The following is a 17471-nucleotide window of genomic DNA, read 5'->3' on the forward strand; positions in this document are numbered from 1 at the left end:
GGCTCAGCGCGTCGCTACCGGATCCGCGCAGTGAATGACGAACTCCGGAAGAGCCGTGCGGCAACTGCCGTACGGCTTATCTCGTTATTCAGGACATTATCCTGAACGAATCGATCTCTCGAGTTTGAAGTGCATAGCAAAGCCGAGGGGAAGACGACCGCCGTCAGCATGTGAGTTGGCGCGGGGCCCGGCGCCGATCGGCACGTTAAGCCGTTGACATCATTAATCTGGGCAGGGTCATTCCATCCGCCGATTCACACAAAGCGCCTGATCGCCCGCGGCGAAGCGCTGCGCGCGATCGATGGCGACACTCGCGCCTGACTAGGCGCCATGCGTCAGGACGATCGGCTCTTTCTCCGAGAAGTGCGTGCGCGAGCGGGCGAACTTCTTGACGCCCATCGGCTTGCCGAACAGGTAACCCTGGACCTGATCGAAATCCATCTCATGTGCGGCAAGAAAGTCCGCGCGCGTCTCGCCCCCCTGCGCAATAACCTGCGCGCCGGAGTCGTGTGCGAGCTCGACGATACGCCGGCACACCGTCTGCTTGAGGCGCTGATCCGCGCAACCGGTGACGTATTGATGGTCGACCTTCAGCTGGACGAACGGAAAGTTCGGCAATCCCAGCAAGGATGGCCACTTCGCGCCGACATTGTCGATCGAGATGCCGATATTGTGCAGGCGAACGCGCCGGGCGACATCGATCGCCAGGTCGAGATTGTCGATCACCTCGGCGCTGTCGATCTCGATCAGCAGGCCGGCGAACGCCGCATGATCCGGAATCCGGTAGCAAAGCTCGCGCACCGCAGCATCGTCGGCCAGAAACGAGATCGGCAGGTTGATCGAGAGATCGACCGGTCCGATCTGCCCGAGCAGATAGCGCCAGTCCTCGATCGCGCGCGCGATCACGAACTCGGACAGCGCATGAAAATGCGGATCGCTTTCGTCGGGGATGAAGTAGGCAGGCGGCACGACGCCCCATGCGGGATGGCGCATCCGGATCAGCGCCTCGGCGCCGCTCGGAACCAATGTCCGGAGATGAAGTTTCTGCTGATACCACAGCTCGAGCGAGCTGGCTTTCAGCGCTTCGGGCACATCCACTGCCGGGCTCGGTGCGGGCTCGAGCGGCATCAATGACGCAAGAATCGTCGACAATTTGTGGAAGGGCTCGCAACCGGAGACGGTTGAGATGTATTTGGCGAGCGACTTTGAACACGGCGCCTTGCCGTCTCCTCAATCCCAGCGATGCCGCCCTTCACCTTCTCGAAGGCGGCCGTGAAACAATCACCCCACTGGTGACGAGCGCCTTCATCGCGGTCGATACTGCGGTGAGCGCGGTCCCCAGGAAGCCGCGGCTGCATCGACGGACAAGGCATCGAAGACTCAGAAGGATTTCAACTTTTCGGTGATGGGCGGAAAAAACGTGGTCGATCAGTTCATTGCATCGCAAAGCAAGTCGCCGGAGGGAATGAAGGCCGAGGTGGCAACCTATGGACTGCTTCCCGGCGCAATGGAGGCGATGAAGCTGCAATTGCAAACGGAGTCGATCGCGCGGGCGAACAACACCGCGATCACCGCCGCGCAGCAGGTGCAGCTCGACCTGCTGAAGCAGAAGACTTCGGAATACGCCATGACGCTGGCCGGGCTCCAGACGATCCAAGCGAACTTGACTCCCTCTGAGAGTTACCTACAGGAGCCTAAGATCCAAGCGCAATTCAACGCCAATACGATCAGTGCGCAGCAATTCCTGGATGCGCAACAAAGGCTAGCGGAGAACGCCCAATCGACGTGGAACACCGCCGGCGCCTCCATGGCGGGCGAATTTGCACAACTCTCGCAGGAATTCGGCAAGCACAGCATGGCTATGGCGACGGCGGCTAAAGCGTTCGGCATTGTCGAGGCAAGGATCAACACTTACACCGCCTTCACGAAGGCGTTGGCATCGGCCGTGCCGCCATTCAATGATGCGTTGGCTGCGGGCGTGCTCGCTGCCGGTATGGCCAAGGTCGCCGCGATCAGCTCTATGTCGACACCTAGCTTTAGCACCGGCGGCTTCGTCTCCGGCGCTGGGACAAGCGTCTCGGACAGCATTCCCGCAATGCTTTCCAATGGCGAATTCGTTGTGAATGCCGAAGCTACGCAACGCAACAGGCGGGAAATCGCCCAGCAAAGCGGTTCTCGTCAGTTTCATGCGCGTTTCGCGGGATCGTGAGCGCGGATTTCAGGGGATCGTGAGCAACGATTTCGCGGGATCGTGAGCAAGGCTTTCGGAGCCTTGCAGCGCTTCGGCCGACAACTCAACCGGCTTAGGGATGACCTCGTGGTTAACGAGGAAGTCCAATGCCTACCCAGAGATTGTCGATGCGCCGGATCAAGGAAGTCCTTCGGTTAAAACATTTTCAAGGCCTGCCAGAGCGGGCCATCGCGCGGAGCGTGGGCGTCAGCAACGGCGTTGTGCACAGCTACCTGAGCCGCGCCCGCTCTGCTGGGTTGAGCTGGCCGCTTCCGGAGGGAATGACCGATGAAGACCTGGAGCTTTTGCTTTTCCCGGCCCCACGACCAGCGTCTCAGAGCCCGCAGCGGCCGGTGCCCGACTGGAGCTACATCGATAAAGAGCTCCGCCGGCGCAACGTAACCCGTCGCCTGCTCTGGGAGGAGTATCGCGCCGTTAATCCCGACGGTTTCGGGTACACGTGGTTCTGCACTACCTACGAGGCCTGGAAGGGGCGGGTCCGACCTTCGATGCGGCAGATTCATCTGGGCGGCGAGAAGGTGTTCGTGGATTTCGCCGGCGACACCATCGACATCGTCGATCCCCTGACCGGGGAAGTGCAGCCGATGAAGCTGTTCGTCGCGGCGATGGGCGCTTCGAACTACACCTACGCCGAGGCCTGCCCCAGCGAGAGCTTGGCCGACTGGATCCGGGCCCACGTCAACTTGTTCACGTTTTTGAGCGGAACGCCGACGTTCGTGGTCTGCGACAACCTCAAAGCCGCCGTCAGCAACCCCGACCGCTACGATCCCGGCCTCAATCGCACTTATGCCGAGATGGCGAGCCATTACGGCACCGCCATTCTCGCCGCACGGCCGCGGCGCCCAAAAGACAAGGCGAAGGTCGAGGTCGCGGTGCAAATCGCCCAGCGCTGGATTCTGGCCCGGCTGCGCAATCAGCGCTTCTTTTCCCGGGCCGAGCTCAACGCCGGCATCAAGACACTCGTCGACGAACTCAATGCTCGTCAAATGCGTGGCTTCGGCTCAAGCCGCGCCGAACTGTTTGCCGAACTCGACAAACCCAAGCTAACCCCGCTGCCAGATCAGCCTTATGCCTTCGCACGCTGGAAGCGCTGCCGCCTCGCTCCCGATTATCATGTCGAGGTCGACGGCCATTGGTACTCCGCGCCGTATCGTCTGATTGGCGAGCTGGTCGATGCCCGTATCGACGATCGGACGGTCGAGATCTTCCACAAGGGCCAGCGGATCGCCAGCCATGCCCGCGCGCCCAACCGACGCGGACACACCACCATCGCCGACCACATGCCCAGCGCCCATCGCCGCTACGGCGAATGGACCCCCGCCGCGGTGATCGCCGCCGGCGAGCGGATCGGTCCTTCGACAGCAGCGTTTTTCCAGGCCGCGATCGACGCCCGGCCCCATCCAGAACAAGGCTTTCGAACCTGCCTTGGCATTCTGGCGCTCGTCAAAAGCTACGGCGCCGACTGACCGGAATGGCCAAGGCCTTCGAGGAGCAGCGCCGATCGCCCGATCTCGAAGCCCTGCCGTTCGAAGATCGCATCGGCCTGTTGGTCGACCGCGAAGCCGCCGAACGCGACACCAGGCGGCTCACCACGCGCCTCAAGATCGCCGCACTGCGCCAGACTGCTTGCGTCGAGGACGTCGATCTGCGCACCCCGCGGGGCATCGACCGCGCCGTTTTCGCCAAACTCGTCGAAGGTCGCTGGATCGATCGCCACGAGAATTTGCTCGTCACCGGGGCAACCGGCCTGGGCAAAAGTTGGTTAGCCTGCGCGCTCGGCCACAAGGCCTGCCGCGACAACCGATCAGTCCTCTATCATCGCGTTCCAAGGCTGTTCGAGGCGCTCGCGCTCGCGCGCGGAGACGGACGCTACGCCCGACTCCTCAAAAGCCTCGGCCGCGCTCAGCTTCTGATTTTGGATGATTGGGGACTATCGGTGCTCACCGCCGCGGAACGCCGCGATCTGCTCGAAATCCTCGAGGACCGACATGGCCGCGCATCCACCATCGTCACAAGTCAGCTCCCCGTGGACACCTGGCATGGAGCCATTGGGGACCCCACGGTCGCCGACGCCATTCTCGATCGCCTCGTCCACAACGCCCACCGCCTCCAGCTCACCGGAGAAAGCATGCGAAAACGCAGCGCCAAAACCATCACCCTTGACGGCAACCAGAACACTGACTCTATCTCCCATCGGCCGTAGCGGGCTGCTCACGATCGTCTGAATTCAGTGCTCACGATCGCGCGAAATCGATGCACACGATCCGTGAAATCCGCAGTCTGCAGCAGTGTTGCGATGGTCGCCCAGGTTCGTCCGCCGCCGTCGCTGCCCGCGAACAGGCTATTCTTTCTTGTAATTGTCTGCGGTCTGATGGCGCGCTCGACGATGTTGGAGTCGAGCTCGATGCGGCCGTCGAGCAGGAAGCGTTCGAAGATGGCACGGCGCGAGACAGCATAGCGGATCGCCTCGGCCAGTTTGATTTGCCGGAGATCCGCCGCAAGGTCTGCTGCCAGAGATCGAAGAGATCTGCGACGACAGCCGCGGAGGCTTGCTGGCGCGCGGCAACGCGGGCGTCGGGGCTTTGACCGCGCACGGTCTTCTCGACCTGCCAGAGCTTCGCCATCCGCTCGAGCGTCGCCGTTGCCACTTCCGAGCTCCCTGCAACATGCAGCTCATAGAACTTGCGCCGGCTGTGTGACCAGCAGCCGGCCAACGTGATGCCATCATCGCCGCGATCGGATCGCGCGAGCTTGTTATAGGCGGCGTAGCCATCCACTTGGAGGATGCCGCGATAGCCATTGAGATGCCGGACGGCGCATTCGCCGGCGCGGCTAGGTGAACTCGCCTTGCTGGTCCTAGGCGCTACAGCGAAATCTGGCCATCTTAGCGCTCCTGCTGCGGCGAGGGCGGCGGCACCTCGGTCAAAGTGTCGGCGTCGCGGTCGTAAGCGCGTAGTAAACGCTGGCCTGGCCTCGCCGGCGGCGCAGCCGGCGGACGTTGTCGAAGCCCTGCCCCAAGTGGGGCGGCACTGGATCGCCGGCCGCGTGCTCTGCGCAGCGGGTTTCGAGCCACCCTTTGTTGGCATGCAGCCGGCCTTCCGCGCCGCAAATCTCGCAGGTGCAGGCGGAGCGGGCGACGGCCAGGTCAACTGCATGGCCGATCGCGGACTCGGTGGACTTCGAGGCTTCGGTGTCCCAGTCGACGAGCAGGATGCCCATCTTCTGCTTGATGCGGACGAATTCGAAGGTCTCGCCGTCGCGGAGCGCGACTTCGATCCTGCGACAGAGCCGGACCAGGATATCCTGCCACCCTCGCTCGCAGTGCGGGTAGCCGAACGAGCGACTAGGCTCCTCGGCCGTCGTGAGGAACAGACGCGGGTGCCACAGCATGAGGTCGCGGCGCCAATCCATGTCATTACTTCCCCATCTCATTACTCCCGACCTCCAGGCTGGAGGGGCGATATCGACAAGAACATCGTTCGCGCGATCGTACCGCCTGCAGGTGACCTTATGACCGACGACGCGCTGCAGAATGCAGATGTTCTCCAGCCCCGGACACCTCTCGACGGCCGTGCCCTGGGCATGAGTCTCGCAGCGGATGCCATCCCCCTCCGAGCTCGATCTCGATGGTGAGGTCCGCAGCAGGTGAGCGCGCGCGGAGAATCGCGATGCACATGGCGCAGATGGGCGCGGGCCGCGCCGATACGCCGGTGGAGGGGGCGCCGCTCGATCGAGTTCGACCCGCGTGACCTCGGGATACTCGAGCCCATCACGGAGGCGGCCGCCAGCTACTAACTCGAGCTCTCGGCTCTGGAATAACATCGGCCTGCCCGCACTTCGTGCTCCCGGTGCCGCTGTCCCGATGGTCGCACCATACTCCACGATGTAGAACACCGCAGCGGGAACGTTGGCACCGAGACATCTCACCAATTTGCTCGATCGCCTCAACGAGGAGATCAGGCGGCGAACCTATGTCGTGCGAATCCTCCCCAATGCCGAGAGCTGTTTAAGGCTGGTACGGGCGCTGACCGTCGAGCGCCATGAGGCCTGGCTCGAGGACCATCGCCATCTAAACATGGATCTGCCGAAGGAGCACAAGGAGGCGCTACGCCGGCGGCCTGACGATGCTCAGGCCCACCAAGGGGATGCACGCCCCCCTCTCCGCCGCCGTCGCTCGCCAGGGCTACGCTTTTGCGCAAGCGAGCGACGGCGGCTCCGAGGGGATGGCTCGGCCGGATCCCATAATCGATTTTGCTGAACTTGACGCACAGAACTGCCGATCCGGGCCGTCGTCGTGGTGCGGCTGCCGCTGATCGTAAGCGAGCCGAACGCCTTTCGTCTGCGGCCTGAACGTCTTTATTGTCTCCACGGCAAGCGGCCCCGTGGGCCGCTTTTCGTTTTGTGAATGGGCGCGCAGTCTCGTCAGCTTTCAGTAAGCTAGTCCCAATAATTGGTTGTTGGGTTTAGCGGGGGTGGCACGGACATTGCTGTGGTTTCCAGAGCAGTGGGGTGGAGTGTCACCTTCCGCTAAACTCACCAGCAGTGCGGATGCGCCAGGTGCTTCAACTCAGCCCCCCTGGTCGGTCGGCACCGTGTCGCGCCCACTGCTTCTAAATCACGGGCCATTCCCGGTTCTGTAAGTTACGCTCGTTCTGCGAGCGATGACCTCCCGGTCAGCTTCTTCCGCTGCTTTGAGGCTGGCCGTGTGGGGGTTAGCGGCGCGTGGCAGGGACAGCGCTTCCCCTGTGTATGCGTGGGGGTTACTTGAGCGCCGAGTCACGTGACCGCTAACTATCGGCAGTGCGGGCGGGGCAGGGACAGCGTCCGCTCCGGCGCAACCGAACGGCGCCGAGTCTCACCCGCACTGCCTGCGATCTGAGGCTGATCCCCGAGCCCCGCGAGGCTGCAACCCCGGTTCTGGTAGTTGTGCCACGGCTTTTTGCGATGAATGTATCCCACCGTCAGCTTCTTCCGCTGTTTGAGGCTGGCGCGTGGTAGGGAGAGCGCTTTTTCTCCAAGCGGGCGCCGAGCCACGTGGCCGCTAACGTTCCCGCTGTTTAGGTCGCGGCTACCACCTTGAGCGGCCTGTCGACCCGGGACCGGTATGATCCTTTAGGCCATCGATCACCTTGAGCGCCACTTCGAGTTCATCTCGAAGATGCTTCGTAATCCGCAGTCCGCTCGCAAGCTCCTCGCGGCTGATTTCCGCGCCGTGGGCGACTTTTTGTTCTAGGTCGCGTATAGCGTGGTCGATCTTGTGCAGCGAGAACGTGCCAAGCATCATTTGGCTCCGTCCACGATTAAGGGTCGGTCATCCGGCCGCGCGGGTAGGACCCACAACGTAAAAATGCGTCCACTACATGGTTGAGTAAAGCGGGTGGCGTTGGGGGAAAATCTTTTCCCATCTCGCGTCTGAGCGCCTCGAATTCGGCTAAGGTCGAAAGAGGGCACTCCGCCACCGCGTCCATTTTTGAGCAGATAACTTCAACCCGGAATCGCCGAGCGGCCAGCTGCTCTTCAGTTCGCTGTGGCCCGTAGGTGTCTTCTGCCGGGGTATGGCTTGGCCTACGGGCGTAGTCCGTGAATGCTTGGATTGCCGCCCCCACATCGGTCCTAGGCACGGCGGTTACTCCTATGAGCGGAGCCAGCTCGAACAGTTGCGGGCCGAGCGCTTCAATATGACATGCACGCGGGGCGCGGCACCCCACCGGTACTGGTAGGTGCTCTCCAGTTCTTCTCCACCATACAATGGTAGCACCTTGGGGAATTTGAACCTCTCGGGCGTAAAGGTGGCCAGCCCCTGTCTTCGAGGACGGGCTGGCTACCATCGCTTGCGACACCGTTTGGGCGACCCCGCACCCGGACTCGTCGCCCTAAGCCGGTTCCAGCATCTTGATCTCGCTGACATCAACTTCGCGTCGGCGTGCCACGCATCGGGGGCTGCCTGCAAACGAAGCTAGATGGCCGGGCCGTTGCCGACCGGCTTTCCAATCCGGGCGGCCACGTTCGGACTGACCGGCTTCTTCTCCGCGAGGATGTCGTGCAGATGCTGCCTGGAATCCCAGCGCTTCTGCAATCTCGGTCTTAGACTTCCTGATGTACTGTAGAATTTCATCAAGGACGGCGCCCGGATGAGACGGGCAGCGGTTAGGATCGCGCTTAGCCTTCTGCTCTGCCATTGATGCTCTCCAGCATGTCGGAGCCCTCATGGCTTATTCGGTATTCTGCGTTCAGTGGTACTGGTCAAAGTCAACCTTGAATGCATCGCTTCCTTCAAACTCGAATGTGATGCACCACGGGCCATTGATGTGAATCGTGTAGCGCACGGACTTTCCGGCCAGCTTGTGGAAATCGTTGCCTGTCAGCTTCAGTTCGGAACTGTTGACGGCTTCGTTGAGCGTATCGAGACGAACTCCTATAGCGCGACAATCAGGATGAGAGCGCGATGCGCTTGTGCATTCTCTTGTCGACGCAGCCGGTTCGCCGCTAGTGGCGCGGCCATACTGCCTAAGATCACAACTGATCGCCAAGCGCTGGCTACGACCAATCCTGGTAGTTGTGATAGGGGCGTTCGCCGAATATGCATCCCGGTTAGCTTCTTCCGCTGCTTGGGCTGACCATGGTGAAGTTAGCGGTGAGTGGTAGGGACAGCGCTTCCTCGGTTCACGTCAAAGCGCCGAGTCACGTGCAGCTATCTACTGTGGGTCCGAATGGGCGGTGACAATCAACACTCGAAATCTTCGGCAGATCACAGCCCTGCGGTCGCAAGCGCTTGAGGTGCTTGCAGCCAATCAGGCCCGGGCCGCCGATCAGTCTTTGAGCCCGGCAGATCGCCAAGTCGCGACGTTTGATGCCGAGGAGGCTCAGGCAGTGTTGGGCATACTCGATAGCGTGAAACTCAACCTGGGCCGAAGGAGGCAGGCAAGATCGCTGCACGCATACGCGCTCTTCTAGAGGGCGTCTCGTGGGCGCTGGCGTGTTTGGTGCCTGATCATGATTCGGTTCCCCGTCAAACCAAAACTCAGATACTACAGTGGCGTGAACCGAAAGTTGCAGCGCAAAAAAAGCGGGTTTATAACGCGGTTGCGCATCGCGCCGCCAATCACCTTAATACCCAGATCGCGAACAATGAGAGCGACACCCAGCAATATATGTTCGCTAACATCGCTTACGATATCGGCGCTTCGACGGATGACGTGCGATCTGCCCTTTCAAACGGCGGGTACAACGGCGTAACATTCATGGGCATTAGCGCAGAGGAGCGGACAGCACTGGCTCGATACAGACGAGAGGGGAGCTGAAGTGTCGCAGAAGTTTGCTAACCGGTGATTGTGATTAAATGCTTTTCAATCCGCTGGAATCGCTTCTCGCTTCTCTTCGAACATATGCCATCGCGCATAGACGCATGAACGATGGTCGCGGCTGTACGCCTGAGGTCATGGGGCGTAAAGGCTACCAGCTCATTGTCTTCCAACAAGCGCCGCACAGCCTGGCTCATACAGTGGCTCGCAAGCACCCCAACGCTTTCGAAGCGACTGGCAACGACGGGTCTGTTGCCTTGGTCCTCTCCCTTCTCTGGCTTGCCGATCTCCAAGGCCGCCTCGATCAACTTGACGGCAGTCGGGAAGAGCGGGACTGTGTGCTCCGCTTTCTTGTTCTTCGTCCGTACAGCGGGAATGATCCAGTGGGGCTTTTCCCCGTGTAGGCCGTGAAGCTCGGAACGCATCATGCTCGCGACTTCGCCCCGGCGCTGGGCTGTCAGCAATACGGACTTTCAGCGCCAAGCGCGTTCCATCCGTGATGCCCGCTTCCTCATCGTTGAGGATCGCAAAGAAGGCTTCAGTTCGTCGAGTGTTAGAACGCGGTCCTTCTCGACTTCCTTGCCACCAACTTTCTTCATGCCGTGCAGGAAATTCTCAGTCAAATCTCGCGGTCGTTCGCATACCCCGCAAATGGTGCGGATATCCGCTTAAGCAATCCCGATGAGCAAGTGCTACCAAATGAGATAGGTTCGACATGTTGCCGGTTGTGGTACTTTCCGAAGCTCTTGGTCGGATCTAGACCACGCAGCGAGCTGCGATCCTGTTTAGACGGAGAGACGTTGAATGACCGCGAGAAGTCCCGAATACGAGAAACGCGAACGGAAGACCCATCCAGAGCCCGAACGGGCCGCCCAGGCTTCAGCCTCTGAAGCGGGAGGCACCACGCACGATGTTGGAGAATCAGCGAGGGCTGCATCAAGCCATTCATTTGCGTCTCCGGAATGGAAAAAATCCCTCGAAGAGACAACAGACCTGTTCGCTGCGGCGTTGAAGGACGGGTCAAAGCTGGCTGCTTCCTCTCTGCACGCTCAGGTCAATCTTCTGAAGAATCTTGCCAATTCCAAAACTCCCTCGGACGTGATGAAGTGCCATCTGGATTTCGCGGAGCAGTTCTGGTCGAAATCGTTCAGCAAAGGCTGAGAGATAAGATCATTTAGAGCGGGCCGTCATCTGCGGCTAGCTGAGCAATTCGCCAAGCGTGAAATAGGGTCGATGGCGCTCTATTACCTCCGAGGTGAACGCACCTTTGGCAAGCCTGACAATCACCCCAGTCCAGCTTCGCTACTTGCTCGACTACCCATGCGAATGCTCCTCCTCGTGAGGCTCAGTGATTCTGAGATGGAGATGGTCGAGCTCGTGATTGCGTAGTTTTCGAGCCTCAATCGCGCACGGCGTGTTGGAGAACGGGTGCGCGTCCGAAGGGAGACGATCGATTAAAAGGCCCGCTTGCCTGCTGTTCAATACGCCAGCGAAATTTCTGTGTGCTTAGCAGGTCGGATGAATGCCGCCATCGCGTACAGGCCGGGCGTGCAAGAGAATGCGCTGGGCCGTGATGGGCAGCACGTTGTCGGGGCAATTTGGCGGCGCGAGCGTGAGCCTGCAGTCCGAAGTTCGGCGGGACCAACTGGGACGGACAGTGCCCCCGTCGGCCATCAGTTTTCAGACCAAAGCGAACACCTTGACCCTGTAGCCCGCCACGAAGCGCCTGCAGAATCTCCGATTCTCGATTCGGCACGACCCTTGCTCGGTCCTGGGCAGCATCACCGAGTCTCCAGATGCGGTAATGTTAGGGGCGGGCTCGTCGCTTCTAGCGCCTGGTCCGCCCCGCCGGTTTGCTGTGAGGCGAGGTGAGTCAGGATGTTTCAAGTGGTGGCGCTCATCTTCGCTCGCGCTCGTCGCCGCCGAGTTAGGAACGGAAAGTGCACCCGCAGCTCCGGAGTAGTAGGCGGCGATATCGAGCCGCAAGACCGTGGAACAAACATGCGCACCGGAACAGTAGTGTCGTACAGCGTTGAAAAGGGCTGGGGGTTCATTCGGCCTGACTATGGCGACGGCAAGGATTTGTTCGTGCACATATCGGACCTTCGCGGCTGCGCAGGGGCTGATCTGGTGTCCGGCACGCGCGTGACTTTCGGTATTCGTTTCAATAAACAGCGCTCGAAGTACAGAGCCGTCGAAGTCAGGCTGCGCGCTCCGGGGCATGGCGACCAGTGAATCCGATTGATGGCGACCACCATTTCCGATCGATGACGACCACCTGTTCCGGTCGATGGCGACCAGGGCAACAGGGCTGTGGACGGGCGTGATGAACGCCGTCCCAGTCGTGCAACATCCCGGATCGCCCCTAGGCTAGTCGATTCTGCTATACGAGGCTGATGGCAGCATCAGCTAAGTTCACCAAAACCGCACGACAGCTACGAGCGACCCGGATTGGGAACTTGTCGGATTCCGTCCCCGCAGAACCTAGGCCACCAAACCCGCGCCGAATGGCTCGAGGCCGAGACCTCAATGCTTTGATACTAACTTCTCCAGCCTCATTCCACCGTGACCGATTTTGCAAGATTACGCGGCTGATCCACGTCCGCCCCCCTTGCGACCGCGGTATGGTAAGCCAAGAGCTGGACCGGAATGGCATAGACCAGCGGCGTAAAGCTTGCGACCATTGCCGGCAGCACGATGGTCAGGAGCGTGTCTACCATCGCTTCAGACGCACCCTTCGCATCGGTGATCAGGATGATCTTGCCGCCCCGAGCGGCCACCTCTTGCATGTTAGAGACGGTCTTCTCGAAGACCTCGTCGTAAGGCGCGATCACCACCACAGGCACAGCCTCATCGATCAGTGCGATCGGGCCGTGCTTGAGCTCGCCGGCGGCGTAGCCCTCTGAGTGGATATAGGAAATTTCCTTCAACTTGAGCGCGCCCTCCAAGGCCAAGGGGGCCGATGTGCCACGACCGAGATAGAGTACTGTCCTCGCGCCGGCGATATAACGCGCGAGCTTCTCAATCTGGGGCTCGACCAACAGGGCCGCAGCAATCAATCGCGGCACCTCAATGAGCTCGCGCACGAGCTGCGATTCATCGATTTCAGACAGCTTACCCCGCTCCTTAGCTGCTCTGACGGCAAGCACCCCCAATACCATCAGCTGGCAGATAAATGCCTTGGTGGAAGCGACGCCGATTTCTGGCCCTGCCAGGGTAGGCAAAACGGATTCGCTCTCGCGCGCAATCGTCGACGTCGGTACATTAACCACAGATATCGTATGCAAGCCCTTGCCCTTGGCGTATCGCAAGGCAGCTAATGTGTCAGCGGTTTCGCCCGATTGCGAGATGACTATTGCGAGATCGCCTCGGCGCAAAGGCGCCTCCCTGTAGCGGAATTCAGAGGCTACATCGACGTCGCAAGGCAAACGCGCGAGCCTCTCGAACCAGTATTTGGCGATGTGCCCAGCGTAGCTAGCCGTGCCGCACGCAGTAATTGAAATGCGCTGAATGCAATTAAAGTCGAAGGGCAACGCGAGCGGCAGGGCGACGCGTTTGGCCGCAACATCGAGATAATGCGCCAATGTCTTGCCGGCCACTGTCGGCTGCTCGTGAATTTCTTTGGCCATGAAGTGGCGGTAATTCGCTTTGTCCACAAGGAGCGCTGATACGCCAGATTTTGATGTTTCCCGCTGGACGATAGAGCCGTCTGCACCATAAATCACGCACGTTGCGCGCGTAAGCACGGCCCAGTCGCCGTCTTCAAGGTAGGTGACGGTGTCGGTCAAAGGTGCGAGCGCAATTGCGTCCGAGCCTAGATACACTTCGCCGCGACCATGTCCGATCGCGAGCGGCGAGCCCTTGCAAGCACCGATCAAAAGATCGTCGTTCGCTTTGAAAAGGAATGCCAACGCGAAGGCACCACGCAGTCGCGGCAGTGACGCCTGTACCGCATCCTGCGGCGAGTAGCCATTCTTGAGATAGGAATCGACGAGATGCGCCACTACCTCGGTGTCCGTCTCCGAGTTAAAGCCGGCTCCATTCCGCTCCAACTCGGCTCGCAGCTCGCGGAAATTCTCAATGATCCCGTTATGAACGACCGCGACATTCTCCGTCGCATGCGGATGAGCATTGCTTTCGGTCGGCTTTCCATGAGTCGCCCAGCGGGTGTGACCGATGCCAGCATGCCCCGACGGCGGACAATAGCGCAGCTGCTCCTCAAGGTTCCTCAGCTTACCTTCGGCGCGGCGGCGCTCGATCCGGACTCCTTCGAGAGTTGCGAGGCCCGCGGAATCGTAGCCACGATATTCCAATCGCCTGAGCGACGCGACCAACTTATCAACGACCGGACCACGGCCCAAAATGCCAACAATTCCACACATATCAATCCATGCAGCCCAGCTTCAAGAAGTCTGACGTTCCTCCAACAGGAGCACCGTCGCAAACTTCGTTTGCCCAAAGGTAACAGGTTTAGGTTCGGGATTTTCAGCGGGCGCCGTTATCACCGCCGCATTCTCTGGCCTCATTTAGATCTCCCGGCCATCATCGCTTCGCCCAGCTAGATTCCGCTTTTGGCTGGCCGATCGAAGAAACACTGCGATGCCATCGCCATTGGCGTGACTGCCTGAAGCAGAATCAGATGCGCTAGTGCGCCTGCACGGCGCATCCAAGTCCGCCCAAACAGGCTCGCTCGACGGCCTCACTAACTGTCGCCGGCGCAACAAGCCGCTGCCAAGATGTATCAAATAGTCTCGCTCCATAGATTGAGGGCATTCGAACAGAACGGAAAGCCAATTATCCTACGGTGAAGCAGGTTATCTTGCTTGGCTCACTCTCACCGAGGAGCCATTTCAGGACGCAGTTTGTGTTCTCAGAAGAAGCGAGAAGCGATGCCAGCTTGCCGGGCACGGTCAATATGGCAACAACTGAGTCCTCGCGTCTCACTAATCATTCTCCCGGGCGAGTGACGCTTCGTCTGGGCTTCGCTCCATTTCAGACAGAAAGATGAGATCTGCCCACGTTCCGCATAGTCCCTGCTCATCTCTTTGCGCAGCTGCTCCCGACTTGCTGGAAACACACTTGCGATGAGGGTTTAAGAGACTTTTCATGATTGGACAGAGGCAACTTATGCCCGGTCAAGTTAGAGGACTGGCATCAAAGCTCCATTGTACGAACGTAAGATTTCGATATCGAAACGTTACAAAGTCTATACCAACGTTTGCCTTTCTTTCTCATTCTGTTTTGCATCAGGCCGTCCATTGCCTACCCGCAATTAGCAAAGCGGCGCTGATTATGAGCCGCGAAGGCTGCGTCTTCTAGTCGGAAGTCTCACCACGTCACTCTTCCGCGCCATGAGGGACCAAACGGAAAACATACCTGCGCGCGTGGAAAGATAAGGACCCCAGAAATATCGCGAGGAGGCAAAGCGCCCCCGAGCGCGTCTAACAGGGCCTACCATCCATCCCGCCTGCTTGGGATCGTCGCCGTTGCGAGGGTTCGCTCGACTTTCATCTTTGAAGCTCATGCGCCGGCATCATTCAGTCCACCTAAATCAATGTATATGGTGTGTTTTCCTGAGTCCGGTGTATGACTTGGCTTGCCGAGCGTATCCTTTAATTGCGATGGAGCGCGCATCCGCATATCGATCTTTTCGAGAAGCGGCTTCGCAATGATTTCTCAGAGTGCAGCTCTTTCCGGTGCAACTAAGGAAGACCATGACGGTTCGCAACTCAAAGGGGCGTGTCGCTCTCATCACCGGCGTGACCGGTCAGGACGGCGCCTATCTCGCCGAATATTTGCTGTCGCTCGGCTATGTCGTGCACGGCATCAAGCGGCGCTCGTCCTCGTTCAACACCGCGCGCGTCGATCACCTCTATCAGGACCCGCATGTCGGCAACGTTCCGTTCCTGATGCACTATGGCGACATGACGGATTCGACCAATCTGATCCGCCTGGTGCAGCAGATCCGGCCGACCGAGATCTACAATCTCGCAGCTCAAAGCCACGTCGCCGTCAGCTTCGAGAGCCCGGAATACACCGCCAATGCCGACGCCATCGGCGTGCTGCGCCTGTTGGAAGCGATCCGCATCCTCGGCATGGAGAAGGAGACGCGGTTCTACCAGGCCTCGACCTCCGAGCTCTACGGCCTGGTGCAGGAGATCCCGCAGAAGGAGACGACGCCGTTCTATCCGCGCTCGCCCTACGGCGTTGCCAAGCTCTACGGCTACTGGATCACGGTGAACTACCGCGAAGCCTACGGCATGTTCGCGTCGAACGGCATCCTGTTCAACCATGAGAGCCCGATCCGCGGCGAGACCTTCGTGACCCGCAAGATCACCCGCGGCGTCGCGCGTATCGAGGTCGGGCTGGAACAGACGCTCTATCTCGGCAATCTCGAAGCCAAGCGCGACTGGGGCCATGCCAGGGACTATGTCGAGGGCATGCACAAGATCCTGCAGGCCGACAAACCCGACGACTTCGTGCTCGCCACCGGCGAGATGCGCTCGGTGCGCGAGATGGTCGAGCTGTCCTTTGCCCATGTCGGCCGTCGCATCGCCTGGCGCGGCAAGGGCGTCGAGGAGACCGGCGTCGACGAGACGAGCGGCAAGATTGTGGTGAAGATCGATCCGACCTATTTCCGTCCGACCGAGGTCGATCTTCTCGTCGGCGACGCCAGCAAGGCGCGCGAGGTGCTCGGCTGGACGCCGAAGCGCAGCTTTGCCCAGCTCGTCGAGGAGATGATGACGAGCGATCTGGCGGAGACAAAACGGGATGCGGCCAGTGGCAAACGCACCGTTTGAGCTGAGGGGCAAGAGCGTCTACGTCGCCGGCCATCGCGGCATGGTCGGAGCCGCGCTGGTGCGCCGGCTGGCACGGGAGGAGGTGCGGCTCGTCACGGTCGACCGGCGCGAGGTCGATCTCTGCAACCAGGCCGCCGTGTTCGACTGGTTCGCCAGGACGCGGCCGCAAGTGATCTTCCTCGCCGCGGCCAAGGTCGGCGGCATCGTCGCCAACAACACGCTGCGCGCCGAGTTCATCTACGACAACATCGCGATTGCGGCGAACGTGATCCAGGCCGCGCATCAGAACGGCGCCGAGAAGCTAATGTTTCTGGGCTCGTCCTGCATCTATCCGAAGCTGGCGCCGCAGCCGCTGCGCGAGGATTCCGTGCTCACCGGTCCGCTGGAGCCGACCAACGAGCCCTATGCGATCGCCAAGATCGCCGGCATCAAGATGGCGGAGGCCTATCGCAGCCAGTATGGCAGCGACTTCATCAGCGTGATGCCGACCAATCTGTACGGCCCCGGCGACAATTATCACCCCGAGCTGAGCCACGTCGTCGCCGCGCTGATCCGCCGCTTCCACGAGGCGAAGGTTTCGGGAGCGAAGCGCGTCATCGTGTGGGGCACCGGCACGCCCCGGCGCGAGTTCCTCTATGTCGACGACATGGCGGATGCCTGCGTGCACCTGATGAAGACCTATTCGTCGCCGGAACCGGTCAATATCGGCACCGGCGAGTACATCACCATCGCCGATTTAGCACTGATGGTCGCGGCCGCCGTCGGCTTTCGCGGTGAAATCAGCTTGGATACGTCGCGCCCGGACGGAACGCCGCGCAAGCTGCTGGATGTTAGTCGGCTGTCCAGACTCGGCTGGCGAGCCACCACCTCGCTCACGGAAGGCATTCAGCTGGCATACCGGGTGTTTTGCGCTGAGAGAGACGGACGGCTCCAGAGTGATCTGCTCGTTCTCGACAAGGCAGCCTGCATCACCGGCTAGATCATATCGAGCAATGTTCCGAAGGGGCTGAGCCTTGCGATGATCTGTCAGCCCTCCTTTTTGATCAAGAGAGCACCGATTCTCCTTTGGTCGAGCTTGGGCGTCAGGTCTCCGTGAATACCCGGCGCCGCTTTAACCTG

The 17471-nt window shown here is 60.3% G+C and carries 13 protein-coding genes and 4 pseudogenes; 9 read left to right on the top strand and 8 right to left on the bottom strand.

Annotation, left to right across the window (positions count from 1 at the left end; all coding sequences use genetic code 11):
- Nucleotides 1-321 precede the first annotated feature (321 nt).
- Nucleotides 322-1098, bottom strand: coding sequence for an EAL domain-containing protein (locus tag LPJ38_RS37605; RefSeq protein WP_014498043.1), 777 nt, complete (start codon nucleotides 1096-1098; stop codon nucleotides 322-324).
- 322 nt (nucleotides 1099-1420) lie between these two features.
- Between LPJ38_RS37605 and LPJ38_RS37610 the strand changes: the two genes are divergently transcribed.
- From LPJ38_RS37610 to istB, 3 genes and pseudogenes are all read left to right on the top strand, one after another.
- On the top strand, nucleotides 1421-2209 hold the full coding sequence (locus tag LPJ38_RS37610) for a hypothetical protein (protein ID WP_223153754.1): 789 nt from the start codon (nucleotides 1421-1423) through the stop codon (nucleotides 2207-2209).
- Between the two features lie 128 nt (nucleotides 2210-2337).
- Nucleotides 2338-3714, top strand: a pseudogene (istA, locus tag LPJ38_RS37615) (IS21-like element ISFK1 family transposase); the annotation flags it as partial.
- Between the two features lie 8 nt (nucleotides 3715-3722).
- Nucleotides 3723-4454 carry an IS21-like element ISFK1 family helper ATPase IstB gene (istB, locus tag LPJ38_RS37620; protein WP_014497992.1) on the top strand — a complete coding sequence of 244 codons (732 nt, stop codon included), beginning with the start codon at nucleotides 3723-3725 and terminating at the stop codon, nucleotides 4452-4454.
- A gap of 71 nt (nucleotides 4455-4525) precedes the next feature.
- Here the strand turns inward: istB and tnpC are convergent.
- Both tnpC and LPJ38_RS37630 read right to left on the bottom strand, forming a co-directional pair.
- Nucleotides 4526-5088, bottom strand: a pseudogene (gene tnpC / locus LPJ38_RS37625) (IS66 family transposase); the annotation flags it as partial.
- Between the two features lie 85 nt (nucleotides 5089-5173).
- Nucleotides 5174-5662: a hypothetical protein gene (locus LPJ38_RS37630; RefSeq protein WP_026312792.1), complete on the bottom strand. Its 489-nt coding sequence runs from the start codon at nucleotides 5660-5662 to the stop codon at nucleotides 5174-5176.
- A 505-nt stretch (nucleotides 5663-6167) separates the two neighbouring features.
- Between LPJ38_RS37630 and LPJ38_RS37635 the strand changes: the two are divergent.
- Nucleotides 6168-6365: pseudogene (locus LPJ38_RS37635) on the top strand (transposase); the annotation flags it as partial.
- A gap of 954 nt (nucleotides 6366-7319) precedes the next feature.
- Here the strand turns inward: LPJ38_RS37635 and LPJ38_RS37640 are convergent.
- From LPJ38_RS37640 to LPJ38_RS37650, 3 genes and pseudogenes are all read right to left on the bottom strand, one after another.
- Nucleotides 7320-7532: a hypothetical protein gene (locus tag LPJ38_RS37640; RefSeq protein WP_225005521.1), complete on the bottom strand. Its 213-nt coding sequence runs from the start codon at nucleotides 7530-7532 to the stop codon at nucleotides 7320-7322.
- Between the two features lie 592 nt (nucleotides 7533-8124).
- Nucleotides 8125-8430: pseudogene (locus LPJ38_RS37645) on the bottom strand (HigA family addiction module antitoxin).
- A 51-nt stretch (nucleotides 8431-8481) separates the two neighbouring features.
- Nucleotides 8482-8781 (bottom strand): type II toxin-antitoxin system RelE/ParE family toxin, encoded by a 300-nt coding sequence (locus LPJ38_RS37650; protein ID WP_231088546.1) that lies wholly within the window; start codon nucleotides 8779-8781, stop codon nucleotides 8482-8484.
- A gap of 453 nt (nucleotides 8782-9234) precedes the next feature.
- On the opposite strand from LPJ38_RS37650, the gene LPJ38_RS37655 reads away from it, so the two are divergent.
- Entirely contained in the window at nucleotides 9235-9552 is a 318-nt protein-coding gene (locus tag LPJ38_RS37655; protein WP_011084451.1) for a hypothetical protein, read from the top strand.
- 17 nt (nucleotides 9553-9569) lie between these two features.
- Here LPJ38_RS37655 and LPJ38_RS37660 read toward each other — a convergent pair whose 3' ends face one another.
- Nucleotides 9570-9980, bottom strand: coding sequence for a tyrosine-type recombinase/integrase (locus LPJ38_RS37660; protein WP_011084450.1), 411 nt, complete (start codon nucleotides 9978-9980; stop codon nucleotides 9570-9572).
- Nucleotides 9981-10356: 376 nt separating this feature from the next.
- Here LPJ38_RS37660 and LPJ38_RS37665 point away from each other — a divergent pair, with 376 nt between their 5' ends.
- Together LPJ38_RS37665 and LPJ38_RS37670 are read left to right on the top strand one after the other, a co-directional pair.
- A complete protein-coding gene (locus tag LPJ38_RS37665) occupies nucleotides 10357-10713 on the top strand; it encodes a hypothetical protein (protein WP_028182256.1) in 357 nt (118 codons plus the stop codon).
- An 840-nt stretch (nucleotides 10714-11553) separates the two neighbouring features.
- Nucleotides 11554-11787, top strand: a complete 234-nt coding sequence (locus LPJ38_RS37670; RefSeq protein WP_018647867.1) for a cold-shock protein — start codon at nucleotides 11554-11556, stop codon at nucleotides 11785-11787.
- A gap of 320 nt (nucleotides 11788-12107) precedes the next feature.
- Here LPJ38_RS37670 and glmS read toward each other — a convergent pair whose 3' ends face one another.
- The gene (gene glmS, locus LPJ38_RS37675) at nucleotides 12108-13934 is read right to left on the bottom strand and encodes a glutamine--fructose-6-phosphate transaminase (isomerizing) (protein ID WP_011084447.1); all 1827 of its coding nucleotides are present in this window, start codon (nucleotides 13932-13934) and stop codon (nucleotides 12108-12110) included.
- A 1332-nt stretch (nucleotides 13935-15266) separates the two neighbouring features.
- Here glmS and gmd point away from each other — a divergent pair.
- Nucleotides 15267-16352 carry a GDP-mannose 4,6-dehydratase gene (gene gmd, locus LPJ38_RS37680; RefSeq protein WP_014498053.1) on the top strand — a complete coding sequence of 362 codons (1086 nt, stop codon included), beginning with the start codon at nucleotides 15267-15269 and terminating at the stop codon, nucleotides 16350-16352.
- Nucleotides 16324-17331, top strand: coding sequence for a GDP-L-fucose synthase family protein (locus LPJ38_RS37685; protein ID WP_095424407.1), 1008 nt, complete (start codon nucleotides 16324-16326; stop codon nucleotides 17329-17331). Before gmd ends, LPJ38_RS37685 begins: the two co-directional genes overlap by 29 nt.
- The last annotated feature ends 140 nt before the right edge of the window (nucleotides 17332-17471 follow it).

The organism is Bradyrhizobium daqingense, from assembly GCF_021044685.1.
Lineage (GTDB): Bacteria > Pseudomonadota > Alphaproteobacteria > Rhizobiales > Xanthobacteraceae > Bradyrhizobium > Bradyrhizobium daqingense.

What these genes read in the sequence shown, in the direction of transcription:
- istB (WP_014497992.1), top strand. Translation starts at nt 3,723, where the DNA reads ATGGCCAAGGCCTTCGAGGAGCAGCGCCGATCGCCCGATCTCGAAGCC.
- LPJ38_RS37630 (WP_026312792.1), bottom strand. Translation starts at nt 5,662, where the DNA reads ATGGATTGGCGCCGCGACCTCATGCTGTGGCACCCGCGTCTGTTCCTC.
- LPJ38_RS37640 (WP_225005521.1), bottom strand. Translation starts at nt 7,532, where the DNA reads ATGCTTGGCACGTTCTCGCTGCACAAGATCGACCACGCTATACGCGAC.
- LPJ38_RS37660 (WP_011084450.1), bottom strand. Translation starts at nt 9,980, where the DNA reads ATGATGCGTTCCGAGCTTCACGGCCTACACGGGGAAAAGCCCCACTGG.
- LPJ38_RS37665 (WP_028182256.1), top strand. Translation starts at nt 10,357, where the DNA reads ATGACCGCGAGAAGTCCCGAATACGAGAAACGCGAACGGAAGACCCAT.
- LPJ38_RS37670 (WP_018647867.1), top strand. Translation starts at nt 11,554, where the DNA reads ATGCGCACCGGAACAGTAGTGTCGTACAGCGTTGAAAAGGGCTGGGGG.
- glmS (WP_011084447.1), bottom strand. Translation starts at nt 13,934, where the DNA reads ATGTGTGGAATTGTTGGCATTTTGGGCCGTGGTCCGGTCGTTGATAAG.
- gmd (WP_014498053.1), top strand. Translation starts at nt 15,267, where the DNA reads ATGACGGTTCGCAACTCAAAGGGGCGTGTCGCTCTCATCACCGGCGTG.
- LPJ38_RS37685 (WP_095424407.1), top strand. Translation starts at nt 16,324, where the DNA reads ATGCGGCCAGTGGCAAACGCACCGTTTGAGCTGAGGGGCAAGAGCGTC.